Source organism: Marinithermus hydrothermalis DSM 14884, assembly GCF_000195335.1.
GTDB lineage: Bacteria > Deinococcota > Deinococci > Deinococcales > Marinithermaceae > Marinithermus > Marinithermus hydrothermalis.
Genome location: NC_015387.1, coordinates 1,154,829 through 1,176,784 on the forward strand (window position 1 = coordinate 1,154,829; position 21,956 = coordinate 1,176,784).

Below are 21,956 nucleotides of genomic sequence, written 5' to 3' on the forward strand. Positions count from 1 at the left end.
GGCGGGGCCCGTGGCCGTGGCAAGGCTGGGGTAGCATGAAACCATGCGGGTTCTTGCGGTGTTCAGCCACCCGGACGACGAGATCGGCTGCGCGGGCACCCTGGCCCTGCACGCGCGCCGCGGGGATGCGGTGATGCTCGTGTGGTTGACCTACGGCGAGCTCGCCAGCCAGTTCGGGGATCAACGCCCTGAGGAGGTGGCCCGGGTCCGGGAGGGGCACGGCCGGGATGTCGCGCGGCTGATCGGCGGCACGTACCGGTTTTTAGGCTTCCCGGACGCGGGGCTTACGGGAGGGCGCGAGGAAGCGCTGGCCGTGGCGCGGGTGATGGCGGAGTTTAAGCCGAACGCGGTGATCACCTGGGATCCCGAGGACGTGCATCCGGACCACCGCGCGACCTACCAGGCGACGCTTTCCGCGTTGAAGTTGGTGCGTATCCCTAAGCTGGTCGGCAACGCTTACCGGGAGCCCATTCGCCTGTTCCACTATTACCGCTCTGAGGTGCGCCGCCCGGTGGTGAGCGTGGACATCACCCCGGTCATGGAGGTGGCCGAGTCGGTCTTCGAGTACTACCGGGCCTTCTACGGGTGGGCCTACACCCTCGAGGCCTTCCGCGCGCGGCGCGCTGTGATCGGAGCGGAGGCCGGGGTCAGGTACGCGGAGCGTTTTCAGGTGGTGGCGCCTCAGGCTCCGGCGCTTCCGTACCTGCCAGCACCAGGTGATCCGAGGCGCGAATGACGAGGCTGGGGGTTGCAGGAATGCGCTCACCGGAACGCAGCACGGCCTCGAGGGCGAACGGCAGCTCCGCCACCCGCTTCCCGGCGTACGGCGTGCCCTCGATCACCACCCCAGAATTGACGAGGGGGGGCGTGGGGTACGCGTACACGCTGGTGAGGGCGTAGGTGGTGAGTGCGGCGGGCAAGACCACCGGGAGGATCGCGTACCCTCCAAGCTCCGCGGCCAGCGCGATACCGGCGAGCGGAGCTCGAGCAATCCCCGCGATCATCGCGCCCATGCCCGCGAGCGCCGCGACCTCGGGCGCAGTGAACGCGAAGGGAAGGGCTCGAGCCATTAGGATGGCGAACAACCCCCCGACCACTAGGCTGGGGGTGAGCCGCTCGCCGTGCCCGCCGAGGCCAGCAGCAACCGCGGTCAGGGTTAGGACGCTGAGAAACAGCGCGCCGAGAAAGGCCAGGCTCGGTACCGGCGTTGTGCCGAGCTGAACCCAGGCGAGGCCGCTCCCTAGAGCGAAGGGAAACACGAGCGCGCTGAGGGCGAGAATCCCCCCGATCGCGAAATGACGCAGCACGCGCCGTGTGGACCGAGAAAGCCCGTGCACGAACTGCGCGGCCAGCACCCACACGGTGCTCACCCCGGCGAGCGCCGCGCCGAGCAGCAACGCGGACGCGACGTCCCTAAAGTGGATGGGGTCCACGCGCAGCTCGAGCAGCGGCCCGTACCCGTGCACCGCGCCGTACACCGTAAACCCCGCGAGTGCGCCTACCAGTGCAGGGGCCAACGCGGCTAGCTCCAGCGCGAACCCCCGGTAAATCATCTCCGTCGCGAGCAGCGCGCCAGCTAGGGGAGCGTGAAACGCCGCAGCGAACCCCGCTGCAACCCCCGCGAATGGCAGCAACCACGGCCGGTCCTCCAGCCGGAACGCACGCCCGACCGCGGCGCCTACCCCGTACCCCAGGGCCGCCATGGGGCCTTCCCGCCCCAGCGGCGCGCCCGCGGAGAGCTCGATAAGGCTACCCAGCGCGTACCGCAGCTTCGCGGTGAGGGGGGTTGGACCGCCCTGGCGAAGCGCGGGGATCAACCAGAAAAACCCTCGGTTCTTCCCGATGAAGGCGGCTACAGCGAAGATTAGGGGAAGGAGCAGCACCAGCGCCCATGGTCGCGAGGTGCGAAACGCGAGGGGAAGCGCGCCTTCCCCAGGAATCCCGGCAGGCAAGAACCCCACCACCTCCCCCAGCAACACCCCCTGACCGACCCGCAAACCCCAGACCCAAACGGCGCCCAACCCTCCGGCCAGCGCACCGACCAGGGCGCTGTAGAGCAGGAGCGGGCCGACCTGCGGGCGCGACATCACCAGAATTCTACCTGCCGGACCGGAGTGCCTCGCACCAGCCTGGGCGCTGCGAGTCCCAAAGCGCGGTACCCGCCGCGCGTCAGCGCGCGAAAGACCCCCCGCGGTTCGAGCCCCGCCTCGAGCAACGCCTGAGCCTCTGCGCGTACGTCCAGGTCGGGGCTGCTCGCGCGGGAGTCCGTGCCAAGCGCAACCTCGACGCCGTACTTTCCGTACAACCCCCAGGGAAACCGCCCGACCTCGAGGCCCGCGTTGCTGCGGGGACAGCTCACGACCCGCACCCCCGCTTCCGCCAGGATGCGCACGTCTGCTTCCGTGACCTGCACCGCGTGGACCAGGGTGGGGCGGGCCTCGAGCACCCCCAGCTCCGCCAGGTAGGCCACCGGCGTCATGCCGGGGGCGGGGTGGGAAAGGCCCGTGACCTCCCTCAGGAACGCCGCGAGGGGGCCGGTGCCGCGCTGGAAGTACTCGAGCTCCGCCGGGCTTTCCGCGGCGTGGATCTGCATGGGGAGTCCCTCGAGGCGCGCGTACTCCGCGAGGCGTTTGAGGAGCGGAGCGCTCACGGTGTGCGGCGCGTGCGGGCTGAGCCCGACGCGCACCCCGCCGGGGCGTTCCAGGGCGCGCCAGCGCTCTATGCGCGCCCTCACTTCCCGGAACACCTCCGCGGCCTTCGTGGGGTCGGGGGCGATGACCTCCCAGTACGCCACCCCAGGCAGGGGGGATTCGGTGAGGAGCCAGCGCATCACCTCCTCGCGGGTCACGATGTCCCCGAAGGCCGCGGCGCGGTGGGATTGTAGCTCGGCCATGCCCCGTCGTGCGGCCTCGAGGCCGCGCGCGCCGCGGCGCGTGTGCTGGATCACGTGGCGGACAAACCCCACGTACGCCCCCTGGTACCGGGGAACGGCGGAGAGGTCGAGGTGCGTGTGGGCGTTGACCGGGGGGATCCCGAGGTAGCGGCCTTTGTGCTCGATGGGCGCGTCGGGGTAGGCCCGCCGGAGGTCCTGGAGAGGCCCCGTTTGGGCCACGTGCTCCCCTACGACCGCCACCCCTCCAGCGCGCATGGGCGCACCGAACCCGGTGTACACGAGGTCCGCAGTCCAGATGTGAGCGCGCAGGTCGATCCGGGGCATCAGGCCATCGGCAGCTCGGTGGGTTCGGGTTCGACCTCCGGCCAGCGGATGATGTTGTAGTACACGTCGCGCTCGGCGGGCTTGAACCCGGCGTCCACGATGTGCCGGATGATCTGGCGTTCGGTCGCGTGGGTTCGGGTGTGCCCTCCTGCGGCGGAGACCACGTTCTCCTCGAGCATCGTGGATCCGAAGTCGTTCGCCCCATAGTACAGGGCGGCCTGCGCGACCTTGAACCCCAGGGTCGGCCAGGAGGCCTGGAGGTTGGGGATGTTGTCCAGAGTGAGCCGGGCGATGGCCAGCTGCTGGAGGTACTCGTGCGCGGTCGCGCCGGGGGCCTTGCCCTTGAGGCGGGTGTGCTCGGTCTGGAGGGTCCACACGGCGAAGGCCGCGAACCCCTGGCCGTATTGCTCGAGGGCCTTGTCCTGCTGGGCACGCAACTTGAGGAGGTGCTCGGCGCGTTGGGCAGGGGTCTCGCCGAGCCCGATCACCATCGTGGCGAGGGTGTAGAGCCCCAGGGACTGGGCGGCGTCGATGATGCGGAACCAGTCCTGCGTGCGGATGCGGGCCGGAGCCACCTTGGTGCGCACCTCATCCACCAGGATCTCCGCGCCCGCGCCGGGCATACCGTCAAGCCCAGCCTCCTTAAGCTCTGCGAGCAGCTCGAGGGCGGGTCGGCCGGTGAGCTTCTCGAGGCCCAGGATCTCCTCGGGGCTGAAGGCGTCGATGCGGACGTCGGGGTGCTCGCGCTTGAGGTAGCGCAGCATCTCCAGGTACCACTCGAACGGCAGCTCGGGGTTCACGCCGCCCTGCATCAGGATGCGGCGGCCCCCGACGGCCTTGAGCTCCTCGATCTTTTGGGAGATCTCCTCGTAGGAGAGCGTGTAGGCGTCCTGCTGGCGGCGGGTGCGGTAGAAGGCGCAGAAGCTACACGCGACCGTGCAGATGTTGGTGTAGTTGATGTTCCGGTCGATCAGGTAGGTGACGACCTCAGGGTTGCTTTTCCGTAACCGGACCTCGTGCGCAGCGGCCGCCACCTCGGAGAGCGGCAGCTGGTAGAGGGCCTCGACCTCGCGGGGTTCTAGACGCGCGCCGCTTACGGCCTTCTCCAGGACGTCCATGCCCTCATCCTACACGCTCAAGACCTAAAATGGGCGTATGGAACTGAAACTGGTGCCGATCGAGAAGCCGGAAGCGGTCAACGTGATCCTGGGGCAGGCGCACTTCATCAAGACCGTGGAGGATCTGCACGAGGCGATGGTGAACGCCGTGCCGGGCATTAAGTTCGGCCTGGCCTTTTGCGAGGCTTCGCAGGAGCGGCTCGTGCGCAAAAGCGGAACCGACCCGGAGCTCGTCGAGCTCGCGGTCAAGAATGCGCTCGCGGTGGGGGCAGGGCACTTTTTCATCATCGTGCTGGGGGAGGGCGTCTTCCCCATCAACGTGCTCCACGCGGTCAAGGCCTGCCCGGAGGTGGTGCGGATCTTCGCGGCGACAGCCAACCCCGTGCAGGTCGTGGTCCTCGAGGCGGGCGAGCAGCGCGGCGTGCTCGGCGTGCTGGACGGGTTCAAGCCCCTCGGGGTGGAGGACGAAGCGCACGTCGAGGCGCGCAAGGCGTTGCTGCGGCGGTTTGGCTACAAGCTCTAAGCCCGTTTGGTGCGTACCGGCCGTGTATGATGGCCGTGTATGCGCGTTGGAGAAGTCGCACCGGAGTTTGCGCTCACGGATCAGGAGGGTCGTTTGCACCGGCTGGAGGACTACCGGGGCCGGTGGGTGGTGCTGTACTTCTACCCGAAGGACGACACGCCGGGGTGCACCAAGGAGGCCTGCGCCTTCCGGGACGCCCATGCGGAATTAAAGGCGCTGGGCGCGGTCGTGCTGGGGGTCTCGGCGGACGGGGTGGAGAGCCACAGGCGGTTCGCAGAGAAGTACGGCTTGAACTTTCCTCTTCTGGCCGACCCGGAGAAGGCCGTGATTCGGGCGTACGGCGCGTGGGGGAAGAAAAACCTGTACGGCCGGGTGTACGAGGGCGTGATGCGCTACACCTTTCTGATCGACCCTGAGGGGCGTATCGCGCGGGTGTGGAAGAAGGTTAAGCCGGCCACACATGCCCAGGAGGTAGCGGCGGCGTTGCGCGAGTTGATTAAGGAGCAGGCATGAGCGCGGAGGCCTACAAGAAAGCCGCGGCTTTGGCCGCCGTGCAGCTGGTGCGTTCGGGCATGACCGTGGGCCTAGGCACCGGGTCCACCGCGAAGTACGCGATCCAGGAGATCGGCCGGCGCTTGCGCGAGGGGAGCCTGGAGGGGGTTCGGGGCGTGCCGACCTCCGAGGCCAGCGCGCGCCTGGCGCGGGAGGTGGGCATCCCGCTGGTGGAGCTGGGCCCGGAAGGGGTGGACCTCGCGATCGACGGCGCGGACGAGATCGCCCCGGACCTTGCCCTCATCAAGGGGCTGGGCGGAGCCCTGTTGCGCGAGAAGATCGTGGAGGCTACGGCGCGCGTCTTCGTGGTGATCGCGGACTCGAGCAAGAAGGTGCGGGCCTTGGGCGAACGGGGGCCGGTGCCGGTGGAGGTTGCGCCCTTTGGGTACCGGGCCACGCTGGTGGCTTTGCGCCGGCTGGGTGGCGTGCCTGAGGTGCGCATGGCTGGGGGGCGGCCGTTCGTAACGGACAACGGGAACCTGATCGCGGACGTGCGTTTTGACCCCATTGAGGATCCCGCACGGTTAGAGCAGGAACTGAAAGCGATACCGGGTGTGTTGGAGGTGGGACTGTTTGTGGGCATGGCGGACCTGGCCTTCGTGGCGGGGCCGGAGGGGGTGGAACGGCTGGAGCGCGCGTAATCCTTTATACTACTTTCGAAATGGACATGATTCAGGTAGATGGTTTAAGCAAGCGCTACGGCGGGAAGTACGTCGTAGACCAACTGCATTTCGAGGTGCCCCAGGGCGAGGTGTTCGGCCTGTTGGGCCCGAACGGAGCGGGGAAGACGACCACGCTGCGCATGCTGGCCACCTTGATCCGGCCCACCGCGGGCACCGCGCGCGTGGGTGGGGTGGATATCCGCCAGCGCCCCCTGGAGGTCCGCCGCAACCTGGGGATCGTCAACGGCGGCATGGGACTGTACGAGCGCATGACCGGGGAGGAGATCCTGCGCTTTTTCGCTCGTTTTTATGGGATCGAGGGCCCGGAGTTCAAGCGGCGGCTGGCCTGGGTGGACGACCTGCTCGAGATGGGCGACCTCCTCAAAAAACAGGTGCGTGAGATGTCCTCCGGCATGCAGCAAAAACTCATCATCGCCCGGGCCGTGCTGCACGAACCACCCGTGCTGCTTCTCGACGAAGCCACCGCGGGCCTGGATGTCTTCGCTCGGCGCGCCCTCCTTGATTTCGTCGCGCATTACCGCACGATGGGGCACACCATCATCTACTCCACCCACGTCATGGCGGAGGCGGAGGAGGTCTGCGACCGCGTGGGGTTCCTACACCAAGGCAAGCTCTTGTTCATCGGCCGGATCGAGGAGGCGCTTCAACGCTACAACACCCCGAATCTCGAGCGCGCCTTCATCCGGGCCGTGCGGGGGGCGGCATGAAGTTCGCGCTTTGGGTGGCCTGGAAGGAGCTGTCGAACCTCGTGCGGGACCGGCGCGCTTTGTTCGGCAACCTGGTCCTGCCGATCCTCCTGATGCCCTTGTTCATGTACGGCCCTACCGCCCTGATCGGCAACCTCGCCGGACAGGCCGAGGCGGAGGTGCAGCGGGTGGGGGTGATCGGGGTCGACGAGGCGCTGGTGGCCAAGCTGCGGGAGGCCCACCTCGAGCCGGTCTCCGTCGCGGACCCGGTAGAGGCGGTCCAGGAGGCGCGCGTGGAGGTCGCGTTGGTCCATAGCGACGGGGAGTACGTGATCTACGCGCGCCTTTCCGGCAGCCAGCTCAAAAGCCAGGTGGTCGTGGCCAAGGTCCGCGCGGTTCTGGAGGAACGCAAGAACGCCCTTATCCTCGAACGGCTCCAGGCGGCCGGCCTGGACCCGTCGGTGCTGCGCCCGTTCTCGGTGCGCCTCGAGGACGCCTCCAAGCCCGCCGAGCAGGCGGCGGGATTCTTGGGCTTCCTGATCCCCATGTTCTTGCTGATCTTCATCCTGCAGGGTGGGCAGCCCCTCGCGATCGACGCGACCGCCGGGGAGAAGGAAAAGGGCACCTTGGAGGTGCTGCTCTCGGCGCCGGTGGACCTCAAGCATCTCGTGTTCGGCAAGTTCCTCGCGACGCACGTGATGGCGGTGGGCGCGACCCTGAGCGGCCTGCTGGGCCTCATCCTGGGGGGACAGTTAATGCGCCGGGTGCTCCCGGAAGCCTTCACGTTGGAAGGCTCGGAGATGATGGGAGGCGCGCTCGCTTTAGGAGCGGGGACGTACCTGGCGCTTTTGGTGACCGGGGTGTTGTTCGCGGGGTTGCTGGTCTCGGTGCAGCTCACGCTCGCGCTGTACGCGCGGAGCTACAAGGAAGCCCAGGCGTACATGGCGCCCCTGTACTTCATGCTGATCATCCCGGTGATGTTCCTGACCTTCTCCTCGGAGTTCCTCCGCGTGGGGGACGGCCTGTACCTGGTGCCCCTCGTGAACACCTTCCTCTTAATCGACGGTTTAATCAAAGGCGCGGCGGAACCTATCCAGATACTGTTAACCTGGGCGAGCACCGCCGCCTACGCCCTTTTAGCCCTGGGGGTGGCGTACTACAGTTTCCAGCGCGAGGAGGTGATTTTCCGCAACTAGGGCGCTTGCGAAGCGGAAACGGCTTCCGCTAGGATAGGAACATGACGCTGGGCGCGCGAATGATGGAGTTCCCCCGCGGTGGCTAAGGCTACCTTAGCCGCTCGCGGGGCGCACGCGCCCCGCTTTTTTGTTGGAGGGTGGATATGGGGAAGACCTTTTACGTCACCACGCCCATCTACTACGTGAACGCCGAGCCGCACATCGGCCACGCGTACACCACGATCGTAGCGGACTACCTCGCGCGCTGGCACCGGCTGGACGGGTACGACACCTACTTCCTCACCGGTACGGACGAGCACGGCGAGAAGATCGCGCAAGCCGCACAGAAGGCCGGCCTCGAGCCCAAGGCTTTCGTGGACCGTGTCAGCGCGCGTTTCCGCGAGGCGTGGGCGGCCCTGGGCATCGCGTACGATGATTTCATCCGCACCACTGAGGAGCGCCACAAGGCCGTGGTGCGCGCGGTGCTGCAGAAGGTGTACGACGCGGGGGATATCTACTACGGGGAGTACGAGGGGCTGTACTGCGTTGGGTGCGAGCGTTTCCTCACCGAGAAGGAACTCGTGGACGGCCGCTGCCCGGACCACGGCGTGCCCCCGGAACGGCGGCAGGAGGGCAACTACTTCTTCCGCATGGAGAAGTACCGCCCCTGGCTGCGCGCTTTTATCGAGCAGCACCCCGAGTTCATCCGGCCGGAGCGCTACCGTAACGAGGTTCTAGCCATGCTAGCCGAGCCGATCGGGGACCTGTCCATCTCCCGCCCCAAGCGCCGCGTCCCGTGGGGGATCGAGCTGCCTTGGGATCCAGACCACGTGACGTACGTGTGGTTCGATGCCCTTTTGAACTACGTCTCCGCCCTGGGATACCCGGAGGACCCCCGGTTTGAGCGGTACTGGCCGGCGGCCCAGCACCTGATCGGGAAGGATATCCTGAAGCCCCACGCGGTCTTCTGGCCGGCCATGCTCAAGTCCGCCGGGATCCCGCTCTACCGGCACCTAAACGTCGGCGGGTACCTGCTCGGCCCCGACGGGCGCAAGATGTCCAAGTCCCTCGGGAACGTGGTGAACCCCTTCGAACTCGCGGAAAAGTACGGGACCGACGCAGTGCGTTACTACCTCCTGCGGGAACTCGCCTACGGCCAGGACGGTGCGGTCAGCGAGTCGGGCCTCGTGGACCGGTACAACGCGGACCTGGCGAACGACTTGGGGAACCTCGTGCAGCGCACGCGCACCATGCTCCTGAAGTACCTGGGGGGGGTGCTGCCCAAAGCCGAACCGGCCCCGGAGGACCAGCCCGTCGTGGAGGCGGCCACCACGCTCGCCGCGCGCGTGCGGCCCCTGGTGCAGGAGCTGCGCTTTCACCAGGCCCTCGAGGAGGTCCTCCAGTTCACGCGCTTGTTGAACCGCTACGTGAACGAGCACAAACCCTGGGAACTCGCCAAGGACCCCGCGCGCAAACCGCGCCTTGAGCAGGTACTCTATGCTGTGGTCGAGGGGATCCGGATCGCCTCGATCCTCCTCGAGCCCGCCATGCCGACCAAGGCCCGGGAGATCCGGGCGGCCTTCGCTCTTGGGGACGGCACCCTCGCGGACACCGAGACCTGGGGGGTGGCCCCCGCGGGCACACGGATTCCCGCCGAGGCCCCGATCCTGTTCCCTAAGGCCGAAACGAAGAAACCCGAGGTGAGCAAGGTGCAGGAAACCCAACCGGAGACGCTTCCGCAGATCAAGATCGACGACTTCGCTAAGGTCGAGCTCCGCGTCGCGGAGGTGGTGACCGCCGAACCGCACCCGAACGCGGACAAGCTGCTTGTGCTGCGGCTCAACGTGGGGGATCACGAGCGCACCGTGGTGAGCGGGATCGCGGCTTGGTACACCCCCGAGGAGCTGGTGGGCAAGCGGGTGGTTTTGGTGGCGAACCTCAAGCCCGCGAAGCTCCGGGGCGTGCGCTCCGAGGGCATGATCCTCGCCGCGGAGGACGCGGAGGGGAACCTGGGCCTCGTCACGCTGGACCGCGCGTTGCCTCCGGGCGCGCGCGTGCGCTAACGCCCCGGAAAAAGGGCGCGCGGATTTAGAGCACCTCGTGCCGGTGCGCGCCGTCGTAGCTGAGCCGCACGGGCTCCTCGTCCACCACCGTCTCGAGGTGCACCGCGCGCCCCCATAACCGGTACAGGTTCTCCAAAACGGCCCGGGCGCGCTTGAGCTCGAGCTCCACGCCCTCGTACGCGTGGTACAGCACCAGCTCCCCCCGGTTCTCGAAGTTCGCGTCGATCACGTACACGATGGGGTTTCCGGCGTTCGTGAGGGCGAAGAGCAGCCGGTCCTTGGCTGCCTTGAAGGTCTCCTCGTCCCCCGGCGCGATGACCTTGTGCATCTCCGCGAACTCCAGGGTCAGCCACTCGTCGAGGAAGCTCACGTCGTCGTGCACGCTTCGCGCCCGGAAGAGGGCCTCGAGGCCGGCTTTTTCCTCCATGTACCGGTACAAATGGTACCCTAGCCGGTACGGATTGAACCCGTCCCCCCCCAGGACCCCGGCCTGCATCTCGGCGAACTCCAGCACCTCCTCCGGCTTGAGGAGCCCGCCCTGCACCAGGATCCGCGTGTGCCAGAAGGTCGCCCACCCCTCGTTCATGATCTTGGTCATGGCCTGCGGCGCGAAGTAGTACGCCTCCTCCCGGATCACCTCGAGGATCGCCTTCTGCCAGGGGGCGAGCGGGGCGTGCTCCACTAAAAACCCCAACACGTCCCGCTCCGGCTGGGCAGGGAGAGGTTGGATCTGCGCGCCTTCGTCGGCTTCCTTGGGGGGGTCGGCCGGCGGGTTCACGTACGGGTCCAGGTACACGCGGACGGGAAAGCGCACCTGGGGTTCTTCCTCGAGGGGTTCGTGGTGGCGCTGGATGTAGGGCGCGTGCGGGTCGATGAGGTTCTCCAGGGAAAGGGCGAGGTCCAGGAACTCCTCCACGGCCCGGCGGCCGTGGCGCTCGGCGAGCCGCTCCACCAAAGCCGCGTGGTTGGCGAGCTCGTTGTGCATCTCCTTGGGGGTCGGCGCGAAGTACGCGTTGTTCTTGAAGAAGTCGGCGTGCCCGTAGATGTGGGCGATCACCACTTTTTGCGCGAGAGGTGGGTTGGACTCGAGCAAATACGCGTACACCGGGGAGGTGTTCACGACGAGCTCGTAGATGCGGGAGAGGCCGTACCGCGCGGTTTGCTTGAAGCGCGCGTACTCGACCCCCCAGCGCCAGTGCGGGTAGCGGCGCGGAAACCCCCCGTAGGCCGCGAGCATGGCCATGGTCTCCCAGTCCACCACCTCGAAGACCACGGGGTCGAAGTCCAGCCCGAAGTCGCGGGCCACGCGCTCCGCGGTGCGTACGACCTCCCGGAGTTCAGCTGCCGTCACGATCGCCTCCAAGTAGGCGCCGGAGCGCCTCGGGCAGGCTGTTGCGGCCGCGGATCTCCGTGGCGGCGAGCGCCTCGTACTCCTCGCCGAAGTACTCGAGGAGGTCCTCCAGGAACCGCCCTTGGCCGTGCCGCAGGTGCACCTGACCATACCCGAAGAGCGCAAGGGTGGGTAACAGCTCCTCGAGGGTTTCGAGGGCTTGTCCGGTGTCCTCGCTCCAGTTCTCCCCGTCGCTGAAGTGGTACACGTACCGGTTGTACAGGTCCGGGGGGTACTCCTCGAGGAGTTTCGCGGCGAGCTGGATGGCGCTGGAGAGGCGGGTGCCGCCTCCTTCGCGCACGCGGAAGAAGGCGTGCTCGTCCACCTCCCAGGCCTCGGTGTCGTGGAGGATGTAGCGCCGGTCGAGGCTCGGGAAGTGCTTGCGGATCCACGCGGTGATCCAGAAGGCGAGTTGTTTAACGATCTCGAGCTGCTCCCCCGCCATCGAGCCCGACACGTCCAGGGCGAACACCACGACCGCTTGGGCGATGGGGCGGGGGTGTTCGCGCGGCGCTCGGTAACGGAAGTCCTCGGGCTCCGGGATGAGCTGGGGGTCGTCGGGGCGGTAATCCCCGCTGATCAAGGAGCGCCGGAGGGCTTGGCGCAGCGTGCGGCGGACGTGCCGGAGGCTTTCCGGCCCGAAGCGGGAGAGGGTGGTGTAGCGCTTCGAGGTTTCCTCCACGGCTCCCGGGCCCTTGGGCTCGAGGCGCGGTAGACGCAGCACCTCTCCCATCAACTCCAGGAGCTCCTCGAACTCGATCTCCGCGACGGGGATGTGCCCGCCGGGGCCCAGGCTGCCCTGCCCGGCCCCACCCATGCCGCCCTGGCCGGTGCCGCTGCCCTCCCCGTCGCCTTCGCCTTGGCCGAAGGCGTTCTCCCCGTAGATCAGGCGGGGCACCTCCAGCTGCGGCAGCGGGATGGAGACCGGCTGGCCGGCGACCTCGCCCACGTACTCCGTGCGGGTGAGGAACTCTCGGACGCGTTTTTCCACCTCGCCCCGGACGATTTGTTTGAACCGCTGGAGGTCTCGTTCAATGGGCCGCATGCCGCCATCCTCGGAGGATTACTCCTTGGTGTCCCCGCGCGCGAAGATCGAGGCCACGAACTCCAGCACGCCGCTCGCGCAGTGCTCGCAGTACCCGTAGTCCTGGGTCAGCCGGGCCTTGACCACGTCGATCTTCGCTTGGGTTTCGGGGTCCACCGCACCGGAGACGAGCGCACTGAGCCGGATCGTGTCCTTTTGGTCCTCGAAGAGCTTCATCTCTAGCGCGCGGCGCAAGCGCTCGTTGTCCTTGTAGGTGAAGCTCTTGCCCTCGAGGGACAGGGCCCCGATGTAGTTCATGATCTCGCGGCGGAAGTCGTCCTTGCGCGACTCGGGGATCTCGATCTTTTCCTCGACCGAGCGCATCAGGCGTTCATTGGGCGGCTCGGATGCACCGGTGTAGGGGTTCTTGACGCGCTCACCCAGCACGTAGGCGCGGATGTGATCGATGTAGTTGTGGAAGAGGCGCTGGAGGGCCTCGTCGTCGGTGGCGATGGCCCGCTGCACCTCGTTCTTCACGATCTCGGCGTACTCGCTTTTGACCTCCTCGAGGAGCGCCTTGTAGCGCTCGCGGGTCTGCTCGTTCGAGATGAGGGAGTGGTGTTTGAGCCCCTCGGCGAGCTCGTTCATCACCATAAAGGGGTTGATGCAGGGCTCGTCCACGGTCACGAGGACGTTGGAGATCTTGTCCTGCACGTACCGGGGAGAGATGCCCTCCATGCCTTCGCGCGCGGCTTCGCTCATCAGTTCGCGCACCGCCTCTTCGGTCCAGCCGGGCATGAGTTTGCCGTCGTAGAGCTTGAGCTTTTGCATCAGGTTCAGGCCGGCCTTCTTGGGGGGCTCGAGCCGCGTTAGCACCGCCCAGGTGGCGGCCATCTCGAGGGTGTGCGGCGCGATGTGTTTGCCGCGCACCCTTGCGAAGTCCCGCTGGTAGATGCGCACCTCGTCCGAGACCCGGAGGAGGTAGGGTACGTCGATCTTGATCGTGCGGTCCCGGAAGGCCTCCATGAACTCGTTCGCCTGGAGCTTCTTGTACTCGGGCTCGTTGGTGTGCCCGAGGATCACCTCGTCGATGTCCGTTTGGGCAAACTTCTTCGATTTGATCTTGTGCTCCTGGGAGGCGGTGAGGAGGTCGTAGAGGAACGCGACGTCTAGCTTGAGGATCTCGATGAACTCCACGATGCCGCGGTTCGCGATGTTCAGCTCCCCGTCGAAGTTGAAGGCGCGGGGGTCCGAGTCCGAGCCGTACACCGCGATCTTGCGGTAGTTGATGTCCCCCGTGAGTTCGGTCGAGTCCTGGTTCTTCTCGTCCTTGGGCTGGAACGTTCCGATGCCCACCCGGTCCTTCTCCGAGAGGATCAACCGCCGCACGCGGACCTCGTTCTCGAGGACCGCGGCCAGGTCGCCTTCGTATTTCTGCAGTGCTTCCCGCATGTAAAAGCGACAGGCCGGGCACAAATCCCCCTCGACCTCGATGGGGTAAGGGTAGTCCGGGTGCCGGGCGCGGAGGGTGTTGAGGAACTCCTCGCGCAGCTTGGTGGGGAGGAGGTGCAGCGGTTCCTCGTGCATGGGGCAGGGCTCCCAGCCCTCTTCCGTCCGCCAGGCGAAGCTGTAAAGCGCGCCTTCCGGGGTGCGGCTGTAGACCTCGAGGCCTTTCTTCAACAGCCGCGCGATCGTGGACTTGGAGGAGCCCACCGGCCCGTGCAGCAGGAGGATGCGCCGCTCGGGGCCGTACTGGTAGGCCGCGGCCTTGAAGAAGGCCACCAGTTTCATGAGGGCCTTGTCCAGCCCGAAGACCGCGTCCCGCCCGTTTTCGAGGGGGTCATCGAAGAAGCGGTAGTGGATCACCGGCTCGCGAAAATGGGTGTAGGTTTCGCTGCCGTAGCTGACGATCATGTCGTGGAGGCGCTGGTAACTGGTGCGCAAGGGGCGCGGGTCCTCTAACAGTACGTTGAGGTACGCTTCGAAACTACCTTCCCAGTGGAGCGAGCGGTAATGCTCGAGGTCCAACTGGCGTCGAATCTGCTCTAATGGCTTCATGGGTACCTCCCAAAGGCCTTGCTCAGAACGGAGCCATACCGTCTGTTTAATAGGACCCTTGCCCTAAAAATAGCAGTTTCGTGGAGGTGTTGCTGTATACTGGGGCACGAATCCCCGCAAAAACGGGTGCGCCTCCCACAGCGCACCCGGCCTTCCGTACTCTGGGCTTCAGGCTAACGGAAGAGCACCGCTCCCGCGCCTACCGCGCTTAGGGTTTCCACCTCCGCGGAGAACCGGTACGCCACGACCTCCCCCGTGCCGCGCAGCACCGCTTTGAGCGCGTGTACCGCGGCGTACGCGTCGATGCCCGTGGGGTTCTTGGGCAGCGTCACGTCCAAAAACGCGCGGTCGAACTCACCCCCAGCGACAAGCTCCAGGTAACGGCGGTCCACGGCCTGCGCGCGGGTGGCGAGGGCGCGGGTGAGCGGTCCGTGCCCGAACCGGGCCCCGACGTGCGACAGGTCCACGCTCGCGACTGGCAGGAACGGGTAGTCCTTCGCCAGCACCTCCACGGCGCGCGCCAGCTCCTCCAAGGGGATGGCCTCCTCGCTCCCGGAGACGATCAGCGGGAGGATCTTAAAGCTCGCCTCGGGCCAAACGCCCTTGAGGAAGACCGCGGGAAACTCCACCGAGTGCTCCTCCCGGAAGGCGAGCGGCGTGTTGAAGAGCTCGAACGGCACGAGCGCGTCCAGGGCTCCGAGCGCCTCGAGGTCCACCTCGACCCGCCCCAGGGGCGTCTCGAACGCGAGGGGCAGCGCGGCCGCGATCTCCTGGATGGGGCGGTGGGCCACGCCCACCACCAGCACCCGCTCGGGCGGCGGGGTTTGAGCGAGGGCTTCGAGCACCGCGCCGTACACCTCGGGAACCCGCCGAGGCTCGAGGTGCGGCATCACCACACCGCGCACTGCTCCTTTTGTTCCTTCCGGCACGAGGGCGCGGAAGGCCTGGAGGTACGCGGTGAAGGCCTCAGCTTCGGCGGGGTAGGAGATCCCCGCGAGGGCCATGGGGCGGCTTTCCTGCTGGGTAAAGGCCCGCTCGGCCTCGGCGAGCTTCTGGGCGAACTCCGGGGTCTCGAGGAACCCCGCCCGCTCCAGGCCGCGGATGAGCTCCTCGAGTTTCTCCCGGGGGATGAGGCTGCCGCTCGTGTTGAGGATGTGGGCTTGCAGCTCCACCACGTCCCGGGTGCCGTCGAGGAGGCTCGCGAGGTACATGGCCTCCGGGCTCAGCACCAGCACCTCTTCGGAGATCCCATAAGGGTCGCGCAGCACGTACCCTTCGGGCGTAGGGGTGATCTCAAGCTCCCGAAGCTTCGGCTTCATGCCTTAATCGTATAAAGGCCCGGGCCTCCTCGGGCGTACGCACGTCCCCCACGGCCTGCGCTTCCGCGAGGGCCCGGAGAAGCCGCCCCACCTCAGGGCCCGGCGGGATCCCCAAAAGCGCCATGACCTCGCGCCCGGAGAGGAGGGGAGGCTCGAGGGGATGGTGTTCCAGAATCTCCCGCACCGTCTCGAGCGTGGCCCAGAGCTGCGCGGTCTCCTCCGGGTTCGCGCGCGGCCCCCGGGTCGCCTCGCGGTCCGCGAGCTGCAGGTACAGGAGATCCGGTAGGAGGGCGCGGTGCTTGTGCACCCAGCGGAGCAACCCCCGCCGGCTCTTGGGGGGAAGGTGCATGTGGTGCTGCACGAGCCGGTAGACGCGGCGTACGAGGGCCGTGGGCTCCCGGAGTCGCTTCAGGACCTCGCGCGCTACGCCCGCGCCGACCTCCGCGTGCCCGAAGAACCGGTAGTACCCCCGCTGGGGGTCCCACTGCCGCACCAGGGGTTTCGCCACGTCGTGCAGCAAAGCGGCCCAGCGCAGGGCGGGATCGGCCTTTGGGTGGATCCGCACCAGTTGGGCCAGCACCTCGAGCTGGTGCCGGAACACCTCCAGGTGGTGGTACCCTCCCTGGGCCACCCCCACTCCGGCGGCCAGCTCCGGGAGGTACGCGGCGAGCAGGCCTCGGCGCTCGAGCTCGAGGAACCCGTTCGCGGCGTAAGGGGAGGCGAGCAGTTTCTCCAGCTCGTCCCGCACGCGCTCCCACGCCGGCCGCGTGCTGAAGCGCAGGGCCTCGGCGTGGGCGCGCACCCACCGCGCGGTCCGCGCCTCCAGCTTGAGGCCGAGCGTGTAGGCGAGCCGCACGGCCCTGAGGCTGCGCAAGGGGTCCGCCCAGAGGTTTTGGCGCCGCACTGCGCGCAGCCACCCGTGCGCTAGGTCGTGGCGCGCCAGGCTTGGGCCGAGCACCAGGCCACGCTGGTTCGCGGCGAGGGCGTTCACGGTGAAATCCCGCCGGAGGAGGTCCTCTACAAGCCCTCCGGGCGGGAGAGGCGTGTAATCCAGGGTGAGCCCTTCCTTCACGACGCGCCAGTGCCCCCGCGCCTCGTCCAGGAGGAACGCGCTGCCCCCTAGGGTCTTCGCCGCGCGGGTGGCCTCGAGGCGCGGGTCCAGGACAACGAAGTCGAAGTCCGCGGGGTGCCGGCCAAGCCACAGATCCCGGACCGCGCCGCCCACCAGGTATCCTGTTCGGGGGAAGGGAAGGTGCTTTGGAAGATGGACGCGACCGAGCGCGACGAGCATAAACCCATTATGCGCCGGATTGGCCTTACGGGCAGCATCGGGAGTGGAAAATCCACGGTCGCGCGCATGCTCGAGCGGCGCGGCCTGCCGGTGATCGACGCCGACCAGCTGGCCCGCGAGGCCGCACAAGCCATGCAAGGCGAGATCTGCCGCGCCTTCCCCGAGGCCTGCCGGGGCAGCGTACTAGACCGCGCCCGTCTCGCGGAGATCGTGTTTCGCGATCCTGCGGCCCGCGAACGCCTCGAGCGCCTCATCCACCCGTACGTGCGTCGGCGCATGGCCCAGGAGATCGCGCGGCTCGAGCAACGCCCTGTCCCGCCCCCCGCGGTGATTCTGGAGATCCCTTTGCTGTTTGAGGGGGGGCTCGAGCGCGGGTTGGACGGGGTGCTCGTCGTGACCGCTCCGGACGCGGTGCGGATGCAGCGCGTGCAGGTGCGGAGCGGGCTGGATCCCGAGGCCTTCCGGGCCCGGGACGCGGCGCAGATGCCACAGGCGGAGAAGGCCCGCCGCGCGGACTGGGTGATCGAGAACGCCGGGGACCTGGAGGCCCTCGAGCGAGCGGTGGAGGCGTGGTACCGGGAGGTGATCCTGTGTGAAGATCGTGCATGACGGGTTGGGGACGCTCGAGCTGCCGGAAGATCCGAAGCGCATCGTTTCGCTCGCCCCGAACGCCACGGAGACTTTGTACCGCCTGGGTTTGGGCGCGCGGCTGGTGGGGCGCAGCGCGTTCTGTTACCGGCCGGAAGCTGCGAACGCCCTGCCCGTGGTGGCGAGCTACACGAAGGTGCGTTGGCGGCTTTTGGAGGAGCTGAGCCCGGACCTGATCCTGACCACGACCGGGATTCAGCGCGACCTCACCCGCACCCTTCATGAGGCGGGGTACCCTGTCTTCCCGGTACCGCTTCCCCACACGCCTTGGGGCATCCTGGAGAACGTGGGGTTGCTCGGCGGGCTGACCGGGACTGTAGAGGCCGCAGCGCGCTTGAGTACCGAGCTTGCCGAGCGTTACGCGCGCCTTGCGAACCGGTTCGCGGGCGTACGCGTGTACTTCGAGTTCGACTTCAACGGGCCGATCAGCGTGGGGCGGGGCAGCTACATCGACGCGGCCTTATCCCACCTGGGGATGGTGAACGTGTACGGCCACCGAGCGGAGGCCTACTTCGTGCCGGACCTGGAGGAGGTCGCGCGCCTCGAGCCCGAGCTGGTCATCTACGAGCCCAAGCCGGTCCGCAGCAAGGCGGTTATCCAGGAGAAGACCCGAGCCCTTATGCGTCAGCGGGGGTGGGTGTACCCTCTCGTGATCACCGGCGGTGACGAGATCGCCCATTACGGTCCCCAGTTCTTCGCGTACCTCGAGGCGCTCGCCGAGGAGATCGCGTGCGTGCTCGAGGCCCGCTAAAACGCGGTCGCCCCGCCTAACGGCGGGGCGGTTTTGGCGGAGAGGGCGGGATTCGAACCCGCGGTACGGCTAGGCCGTACATACGCTCTCCAGGCGTACCCCTTCAACCACTCGGGCACCTCTCCGTGCCGTTCATAAGCCTAGCAAAGCGTCTGGGATGCGTCAAGCTGCGGGTAAGATGAAGGCATGGGGGGGCTTTACGAGCAGGCGGTGCAGGTGCTTCGCAATAACGACCGCGGCGGCTTCACCGCGCCCGCGCAGGGTTTGTACCCGTACCAGTGGCTTTGGGACTCCGGGTTTAACGCGATGGGGTGGCTGCACCTGGACGAGCGTCGGGCGTGGCAGGAGTTGTTCTCCCTGTTCGAGGGGCAGTGGCCCGACGGGATGGTGCCGCACATCGTGTTTCACAAAAAGCAAGAGAGTTACTTTCCCGGCCCCGAGGTCTGGGGCACGGTCGGGCGGGGGTGCGCGAGCTCGGTGATCACCCAGCCGCCCATCCTGGCTACGGCCGTGCGTTACCTGTACGAGCACGCCCGGGATCACGCGTTCGCCCGGGAGTCGGCGAAGGCCTTGTACCCCAGGATCCTGGCGTACCACCGGTGGCTGTACCAGGCGCGCGACCCGAACCGCACCGGGCTGGTCGCGGTAGTGCACCCGTGGGCGACCGGGATGGACAACAGCCCCGCTTGGGATGAACCCCTCCGGCGCGTACCGACGGAAGGGGTGCCCCCGTACGAGCGCAAGGACCTGCTCTACGCCAAGCCGGAGGAGCGTCCCCGCAAGGAGGAGTACGACCGCTACCTCTGGCTTTTGTACTTCTTCCGCCGGCTGAACTTCGACCAGCGCGCCATCTTTCGCGAATCGCCCTTCAAGGTGATCGACGTGGGCTTCAACGCGATCCTGCACCGGGCGAACCAGGATCTGTACGCCCTTGCGGTCATGCTCGGGGAGGAGCCGCACGAGATCCAGGAGTGGATCGTGGAAGCCCAGGTGGGCTTCCAAGCCCTTTGGGACCGCGAGGACAACTTTTACTACTCCCTCGACCTCATCACCGGTCGGCGCATTCGCGTCAAGACCTCGGCGGGCTTCCTCCCTTTGTTCGCGGGCATCCCCGGTGAGGGCCGGGCGCGCCGCTTGGCGGAGCATTTCCGGGAATGGGTGCGCCACGTGCGTTACGCCCTGCCTAGCGTGCACCCCCTCGAGCCGAGTTTTGAAGGCACGCGGTACTGGCGCGGCCCGGTTTGGGTGAACGTGAACTGGATGCTCGCCGAGGCCTTCTGGGACTACGGGTACGACGACCTCGCGGAACGCCTGCGAAACGACACGCTCGAGCTGATTCGCCGCTTTGGCTTCCGCGAGTACTACCACCCCAAAACCGGGGAGGGCCGCGGCGGTAAGGACTTTTCCTGGACGGCCGCGCTGGCTTTGGTGTGGCGCCTGCTGACTCGGGACGAGGACGCTCCTGCAGCGTGACGGCTCGTGCTAGACTTGGGGGCATGAAGCTGGCCTTCGTCGGCGTGGGGAAGATGGGTAGAAGTCTGTTGGAAGCGCTCCTCGCGGCGGAGTTTTTGCCCCCGGAGTCGGTCGGCGTTCTCATGCGCACCCCGGAACGCACGCGCGAGGTGGCCGCCCGCTACGGGGTCGTGCCGCTCCGGTTAGAGGAACTCGAGCGCGCAGAACGCGTGCTCATCGCGGTGCAGCCGAAGGATTTTACGCACCTGGCTCCCAAGATCGCGCACCCAAACACGGGTTACCTCTCCATCATGGCGGGAGTCCCAACCGCTGTGCTTGCTCGGAGACTGGGAACCCGCCGAGTGGTGCGGGCCATGCCGAACCTGGCCGCGACGATCCGCAAAAGCGCCACTGCTCTCACCGCGCCCCGTGAGGCCCTCGAGGCCGGGGATCTGGAGTTCGCCTTCGCCCTGTTTCGTACGGCCGGGGACGTGTACGAGCTTCCGGAGCACTTGTTTGACGCCTTCACCGGTATGACCGCCTCCGCGCCCGCGTATTTTGCGATCGTCGCGGAAGCCCTCGCGGATGGCGGGGTACGCATGGGCATTCCGCGCGCCCAGGCCCTGGCGATGGCCGCGGATGTGCTGGTCGCGACCGGGGAGTTATTGCGCTTGAAGCACCCGGCGGTCCTTAAGGACGAGGTTTCCAGCCCGGGCGGCACCACGATTCACGGGGTCGCGGCCCTCGAGCGTCGGGGGGTGCGCGCGGCGTTTATTGAGGCGGTGGAAGCCGCGACGGCGCGCGGACACGCGTTGGGAGAGGAGGAATGAGGGGGATGCGTGGGTGGCTCGTGGCGCTTCTCCTCGTCTTGGGGGGGGCGTGGGCTGAACCCGATTACTACCCGCACGCGCTGGGGCTCGCCTGGGTGTACGACTCGGGGGAGGAGCAGGTCTTCGTTGAGGAGCGTGAGCTGGACGGGCAGCGCGTGTGGGTGCTCGAGCACCGCTTTTCGGGGAAGGCGCGGTACGCCGATGTGGTGCGTTACGGGGAGGACGGGGTCTGGCTTTTGGGGATTGTTCTGGATGGAGAGTTTAAACCGTACGACCCGCCCATCCAGCTCTACCCACCCGCGCCCCTGTGGGTAGGGCGGGAGTGGGGCAGCCGCTCTTCTTTGGACGGGCAGCGCGTGGTGGTGGTGGCGCGCGTGCTGCGGGTCGAGGGGGTCACGGTGCCCGCAGGGCGCTTTAACGCCTTTGTGATTCGCGGCTCCCTCACGACGGAAAGCGGTGGGAGCCGCGTGATGGACACGTACTTCGTGCCGGGGGTAGGGGTGGTGCGCTTCGCGACGCAGGACGGTGGTGCGATCGATCTCATCGACCTGCGCCGCTAGCCCAGTAGCGCAGGATCTCGTAGTACATGCGGAGTCGGTGGGCGAACCCGGCCCAAAACCCGCGTTTTTCCTCCTTCATCACCTGGCTCATGCCCGGGAGCGGCACGTACCGTACCCGCCACCCCTCCCGCTCCGCCGTACGCGTGAGGAGGAGCTCGACGTCGTACCGGGCATGCTCTAGGCCCTGCACCGAGGCAAGGCGGGCGGTGGGCAGAGCCCGTTGCCCTGAAAGGTAGGGCGTGAGGCGCTGGGCGAGGTCCGTGCGGAGCCGCCCCCCCTGAAACACCCCCACGGTCATCTCGGCCTCGTTTTGCAGGACCGGGTTAAGAAGGGCGGAGAGGTGCTCGGGCTTTAAGCCCACCAGATCCGCGTCCAGCAGGATTACGTACGGGGTCCGGACCGCTTGGAGCCCTGCGGCGAGCGCCCCGCCCTTCCCGCGGTTTTGGGGGAGCCGGACCACCTCCGCGCCGGCGGCTTCGGCTTGCGCGGCTGTCCGGTCGGTGGAGCCATCATCCGCGACGACCACGGGGTATCCGGCCTCCCGCGCGCGCTGAACGACGTGCGCTACGGTGGCTTCCTCGTTGTACGCGGGGATGAGGACGGTCGCCTGGCTCAC

Annotated in this window: 21 protein-coding genes and 1 tRNA gene; 12 read left to right on the top strand and 10 right to left on the bottom strand. The window is 67.4% G+C overall.

Going from position 1 to position 21,956, the window contains the following annotated elements:
- Positions 1 to 43 precede the first annotated feature (43 nt).
- A complete protein-coding gene (locus tag MARKY_RS05855; protein WP_013703958.1) occupies positions 44 to 736 on the top strand; it encodes a PIG-L deacetylase family protein in 693 nt (230 codons plus the stop codon).
- Here MARKY_RS05855 and MARKY_RS05860 read toward each other — a convergent pair.
- Genes MARKY_RS05860 through mqnC form a run of 3 tightly spaced genes read right to left on the bottom strand, consistent with a single transcriptional unit; the run spans position 648 to position 4,335 of the window.
- Complete coding sequence (locus MARKY_RS05860; protein WP_013703959.1) at positions 648 to 2,087, bottom strand: chloride channel protein; 1,440 nt, start codon at positions 2,085 to 2,087, stop codon at positions 648 to 650. The two genes, MARKY_RS05855 and MARKY_RS05860, sit on opposite strands and share 89 nt — an antisense overlap.
- Positions 2,087 to 3,217 carry an amidohydrolase family protein gene (locus MARKY_RS05865; protein ID WP_013703960.1) on the bottom strand — a complete coding sequence of 377 codons (1,131 nt, stop codon included), beginning with the start codon at positions 3,215 to 3,217 and terminating at the stop codon, positions 2,087 to 2,089. The genes MARKY_RS05860 and MARKY_RS05865 overlap by 1 nt, the downstream gene beginning before the upstream one ends.
- Positions 3,217 to 4,335, bottom strand: coding sequence for a cyclic dehypoxanthinyl futalosine synthase (mqnC, locus tag MARKY_RS05870; RefSeq protein WP_013703961.1), 1,119 nt, complete (start codon positions 4,333 to 4,335; stop codon positions 3,217 to 3,219). Before mqnC ends, MARKY_RS05865 begins: the two co-directional genes overlap by 1 nt.
- 37 nt (positions 4,336 to 4,372) lie before the next feature.
- Here mqnC and MARKY_RS05875 point away from each other — a divergent pair, with 37 nt between their 5' ends.
- The 6 genes from MARKY_RS05875 (at position 4,373) to metG (ending at position 10,017) form a co-directional block, all read left to right on the top strand.
- Positions 4,373 to 4,858, top strand: coding sequence for an adenosine diphosphatase (locus tag MARKY_RS05875; RefSeq protein WP_013703962.1), 486 nt, complete (start codon positions 4,373 to 4,375; stop codon positions 4,856 to 4,858).
- A 39-nt stretch (positions 4,859 to 4,897) separates the two neighbouring features.
- Entirely contained in the window at positions 4,898 to 5,371 is a 474-nt protein-coding gene (bcp, locus tag MARKY_RS05880; protein WP_013703963.1) for a thioredoxin-dependent thiol peroxidase, read from the top strand.
- Complete coding sequence (gene rpiA, locus MARKY_RS05885) at positions 5,368 to 6,051, top strand: ribose-5-phosphate isomerase RpiA (RefSeq protein ID WP_013703964.1); 684 nt, start codon at positions 5,368 to 5,370, stop codon at positions 6,049 to 6,051. Before bcp ends, rpiA begins: the two co-directional genes overlap by 4 nt.
- A 26-nt stretch (positions 6,052 to 6,077) precedes the next feature.
- On the top strand, positions 6,078 to 6,800 hold the full coding sequence (locus tag MARKY_RS05890; RefSeq protein WP_041658303.1) for an ABC transporter ATP-binding protein: 723 nt from the start codon (positions 6,078 to 6,080) through the stop codon (positions 6,798 to 6,800).
- Positions 6,797 to 7,975 (top strand): ABC transporter permease, encoded by a 1,179-nt coding sequence (locus tag MARKY_RS05895; RefSeq protein ID WP_013703966.1) that lies wholly within the window; start codon positions 6,797 to 6,799, stop codon positions 7,973 to 7,975. Before MARKY_RS05890 ends, MARKY_RS05895 begins: the two co-directional genes overlap by 4 nt.
- Before the next feature lie 143 nt (positions 7,976 to 8,118).
- Positions 8,119 to 10,017: a methionine--tRNA ligase gene (gene metG, locus MARKY_RS05900; RefSeq protein WP_013703967.1), complete on the top strand. Its 1,899-nt coding sequence runs from the start codon at positions 8,119 to 8,121 to the stop codon at positions 10,015 to 10,017.
- Between the two features lie 25 nt (positions 10,018 to 10,042).
- Here metG and MARKY_RS05905 read toward each other — a convergent pair whose 3' ends face one another.
- From MARKY_RS05905 to MARKY_RS05925, 5 genes are all read right to left on the bottom strand, one after another.
- The gene (locus MARKY_RS05905; protein ID WP_013703968.1) at positions 10,043 to 11,368 is read right to left on the bottom strand and encodes a SpoVR family protein; all 1,326 of its coding nucleotides are present in this window, start codon (positions 11,366 to 11,368) and stop codon (positions 10,043 to 10,045) included.
- The gene (locus MARKY_RS05910) at positions 11,355 to 12,452 is read right to left on the bottom strand and encodes a DUF444 family protein (protein WP_013703969.1); all 1,098 of its coding nucleotides are present in this window, start codon (positions 12,450 to 12,452) and stop codon (positions 11,355 to 11,357) included. Before MARKY_RS05910 ends, MARKY_RS05905 begins: the two co-directional genes overlap by 14 nt.
- A gap of 18 nt (positions 12,453 to 12,470) precedes the next feature.
- Positions 12,471 to 14,489, bottom strand: a complete 2,019-nt coding sequence (locus MARKY_RS05915; RefSeq protein ID WP_013703970.1) for a PrkA family serine protein kinase — start codon at positions 14,487 to 14,489, stop codon at positions 12,471 to 12,473.
- A gap of 173 nt (positions 14,490 to 14,662) precedes the next feature.
- Positions 14,663 to 15,808: an AmmeMemoRadiSam system protein B gene (gene amrB / locus MARKY_RS05920; RefSeq protein ID WP_013703971.1), complete on the bottom strand. Its 1,146-nt coding sequence runs from the start codon at positions 15,806 to 15,808 to the stop codon at positions 14,663 to 14,665.
- The gene (locus MARKY_RS05925) at positions 15,783 to 17,099 is read right to left on the bottom strand and encodes an HD domain-containing protein (protein ID WP_013703972.1); all 1,317 of its coding nucleotides are present in this window, start codon (positions 17,097 to 17,099) and stop codon (positions 15,783 to 15,785) included. Before MARKY_RS05925 ends, amrB begins: the two co-directional genes overlap by 26 nt.
- Before the next feature lie 9 nt (positions 17,100 to 17,108).
- Here MARKY_RS05925 and coaE point away from each other — a divergent pair, with 9 nt between their 5' ends.
- Together coaE and MARKY_RS05935 are read left to right on the top strand one after the other, a co-directional pair.
- Positions 17,109 to 17,708: a dephospho-CoA kinase gene (gene coaE / locus MARKY_RS05930; protein WP_013703973.1), complete on the top strand. Its 600-nt coding sequence runs from the start codon at positions 17,109 to 17,111 to the stop codon at positions 17,706 to 17,708.
- Positions 17,692 to 18,498, top strand: a complete 807-nt coding sequence (locus tag MARKY_RS05935) for a helical backbone metal receptor (protein ID WP_013703974.1) — start codon at positions 17,692 to 17,694, stop codon at positions 18,496 to 18,498. Before coaE ends, MARKY_RS05935 begins: the two co-directional genes overlap by 17 nt.
- A gap of 34 nt (positions 18,499 to 18,532) precedes the next feature.
- On the opposite strand, the gene MARKY_RS05940 is transcribed toward MARKY_RS05935, so the two are convergent.
- Positions 18,533 to 18,623, bottom strand: a tRNA-Ser gene (locus MARKY_RS05940).
- A gap of 61 nt (positions 18,624 to 18,684) precedes the next feature.
- Here MARKY_RS05940 and MARKY_RS05945 point away from each other — a divergent pair.
- From MARKY_RS05945 to MARKY_RS05955, 3 genes are read left to right on the top strand one after another with little or no spacing between them, the layout of a single operon-like run.
- Positions 18,685 to 19,971, top strand: coding sequence for an amylo-alpha-1,6-glucosidase (locus tag MARKY_RS05945; RefSeq protein ID WP_013703975.1), 1,287 nt, complete (start codon positions 18,685 to 18,687; stop codon positions 19,969 to 19,971).
- A gap of 23 nt (positions 19,972 to 19,994) precedes the next feature.
- Positions 19,995 to 20,780 (top strand): pyrroline-5-carboxylate reductase, encoded by a 786-nt coding sequence (gene proC / locus MARKY_RS05950; protein WP_013703976.1) that lies wholly within the window; start codon positions 19,995 to 19,997, stop codon positions 20,778 to 20,780.
- On the top strand, positions 20,777 to 21,340 hold the full coding sequence (locus tag MARKY_RS05955) for a hypothetical protein (protein WP_245526761.1): 564 nt from the start codon (positions 20,777 to 20,779) through the stop codon (positions 21,338 to 21,340). The genes proC and MARKY_RS05955 overlap by 4 nt, the downstream gene beginning before the upstream one ends.
- Here MARKY_RS05955 and MARKY_RS05960 read toward each other — a convergent pair.
- Entirely contained in the window at positions 21,321 to 21,956 is a 636-nt protein-coding gene (locus MARKY_RS05960; RefSeq protein WP_013703978.1) for a glycosyltransferase family 2 protein, read from the bottom strand. The two genes, MARKY_RS05955 and MARKY_RS05960, sit on opposite strands and share 20 nt — an antisense overlap.

Excerpts from the sequence above, each read along its gene's own strand:
- MARKY_RS05855 (WP_013703958.1), top strand. The coding sequence starts at position 44 with ATGCGGGTTCTTGCGGTGTTCAGCCACCCGGACGACGAGATCGGCTGC.
- MARKY_RS05860 (WP_013703959.1), bottom strand. The coding sequence starts at position 2,087 with ATGTCGCGCCCGCAGGTCGGCCCGCTCCTGCTCTACAGCGCCCTGGTC.
- MARKY_RS05865 (WP_013703960.1), bottom strand. The coding sequence starts at position 3,217 with ATGCCCCGGATCGACCTGCGCGCTCACATCTGGACTGCGGACCTCGTG.
- mqnC (WP_013703961.1), bottom strand. The coding sequence starts at position 4,335 with ATGGACGTCCTGGAGAAGGCCGTAAGCGGCGCGCGTCTAGAACCCCGC.
- MARKY_RS05875 (WP_013703962.1), top strand. The coding sequence starts at position 4,373 with ATGGAACTGAAACTGGTGCCGATCGAGAAGCCGGAAGCGGTCAACGTG.
- bcp (WP_013703963.1), top strand. The coding sequence starts at position 4,898 with ATGCGCGTTGGAGAAGTCGCACCGGAGTTTGCGCTCACGGATCAGGAG.
- rpiA (WP_013703964.1), top strand. The coding sequence starts at position 5,368 with ATGAGCGCGGAGGCCTACAAGAAAGCCGCGGCTTTGGCCGCCGTGCAG.
- MARKY_RS05890 (WP_041658303.1), top strand. The coding sequence starts at position 6,078 with ATGATTCAGGTAGATGGTTTAAGCAAGCGCTACGGCGGGAAGTACGTC.
- MARKY_RS05895 (WP_013703966.1), top strand. The coding sequence starts at position 6,797 with ATGAAGTTCGCGCTTTGGGTGGCCTGGAAGGAGCTGTCGAACCTCGTG.
- metG (WP_013703967.1), top strand. The coding sequence starts at position 8,119 with ATGGGGAAGACCTTTTACGTCACCACGCCCATCTACTACGTGAACGCC.
- MARKY_RS05910 (WP_013703969.1), bottom strand. The coding sequence starts at position 12,452 with ATGCGGCCCATTGAACGAGACCTCCAGCGGTTCAAACAAATCGTCCGG.
- MARKY_RS05915 (WP_013703970.1), bottom strand. The coding sequence starts at position 14,489 with ATGAAGCCATTAGAGCAGATTCGACGCCAGTTGGACCTCGAGCATTAC.
- amrB (WP_013703971.1), bottom strand. The coding sequence starts at position 15,808 with ATGAAGCCGAAGCTTCGGGAGCTTGAGATCACCCCTACGCCCGAAGGG.
- MARKY_RS05925 (WP_013703972.1), bottom strand. The coding sequence starts at position 17,099 with ATGCTCGTCGCGCTCGGTCGCGTCCATCTTCCAAAGCACCTTCCCTTC.
- coaE (WP_013703973.1), top strand. The coding sequence starts at position 17,109 with ATGCGCCGGATTGGCCTTACGGGCAGCATCGGGAGTGGAAAATCCACG.
- MARKY_RS05945 (WP_013703975.1), top strand. The coding sequence starts at position 18,685 with ATGGGGGGGCTTTACGAGCAGGCGGTGCAGGTGCTTCGCAATAACGAC.
- proC (WP_013703976.1), top strand. The coding sequence starts at position 19,995 with ATGAAGCTGGCCTTCGTCGGCGTGGGGAAGATGGGTAGAAGTCTGTTG.
- MARKY_RS05955 (WP_245526761.1), top strand. The coding sequence starts at position 20,777 with ATGAGGGGGATGCGTGGGTGGCTCGTGGCGCTTCTCCTCGTCTTGGGG.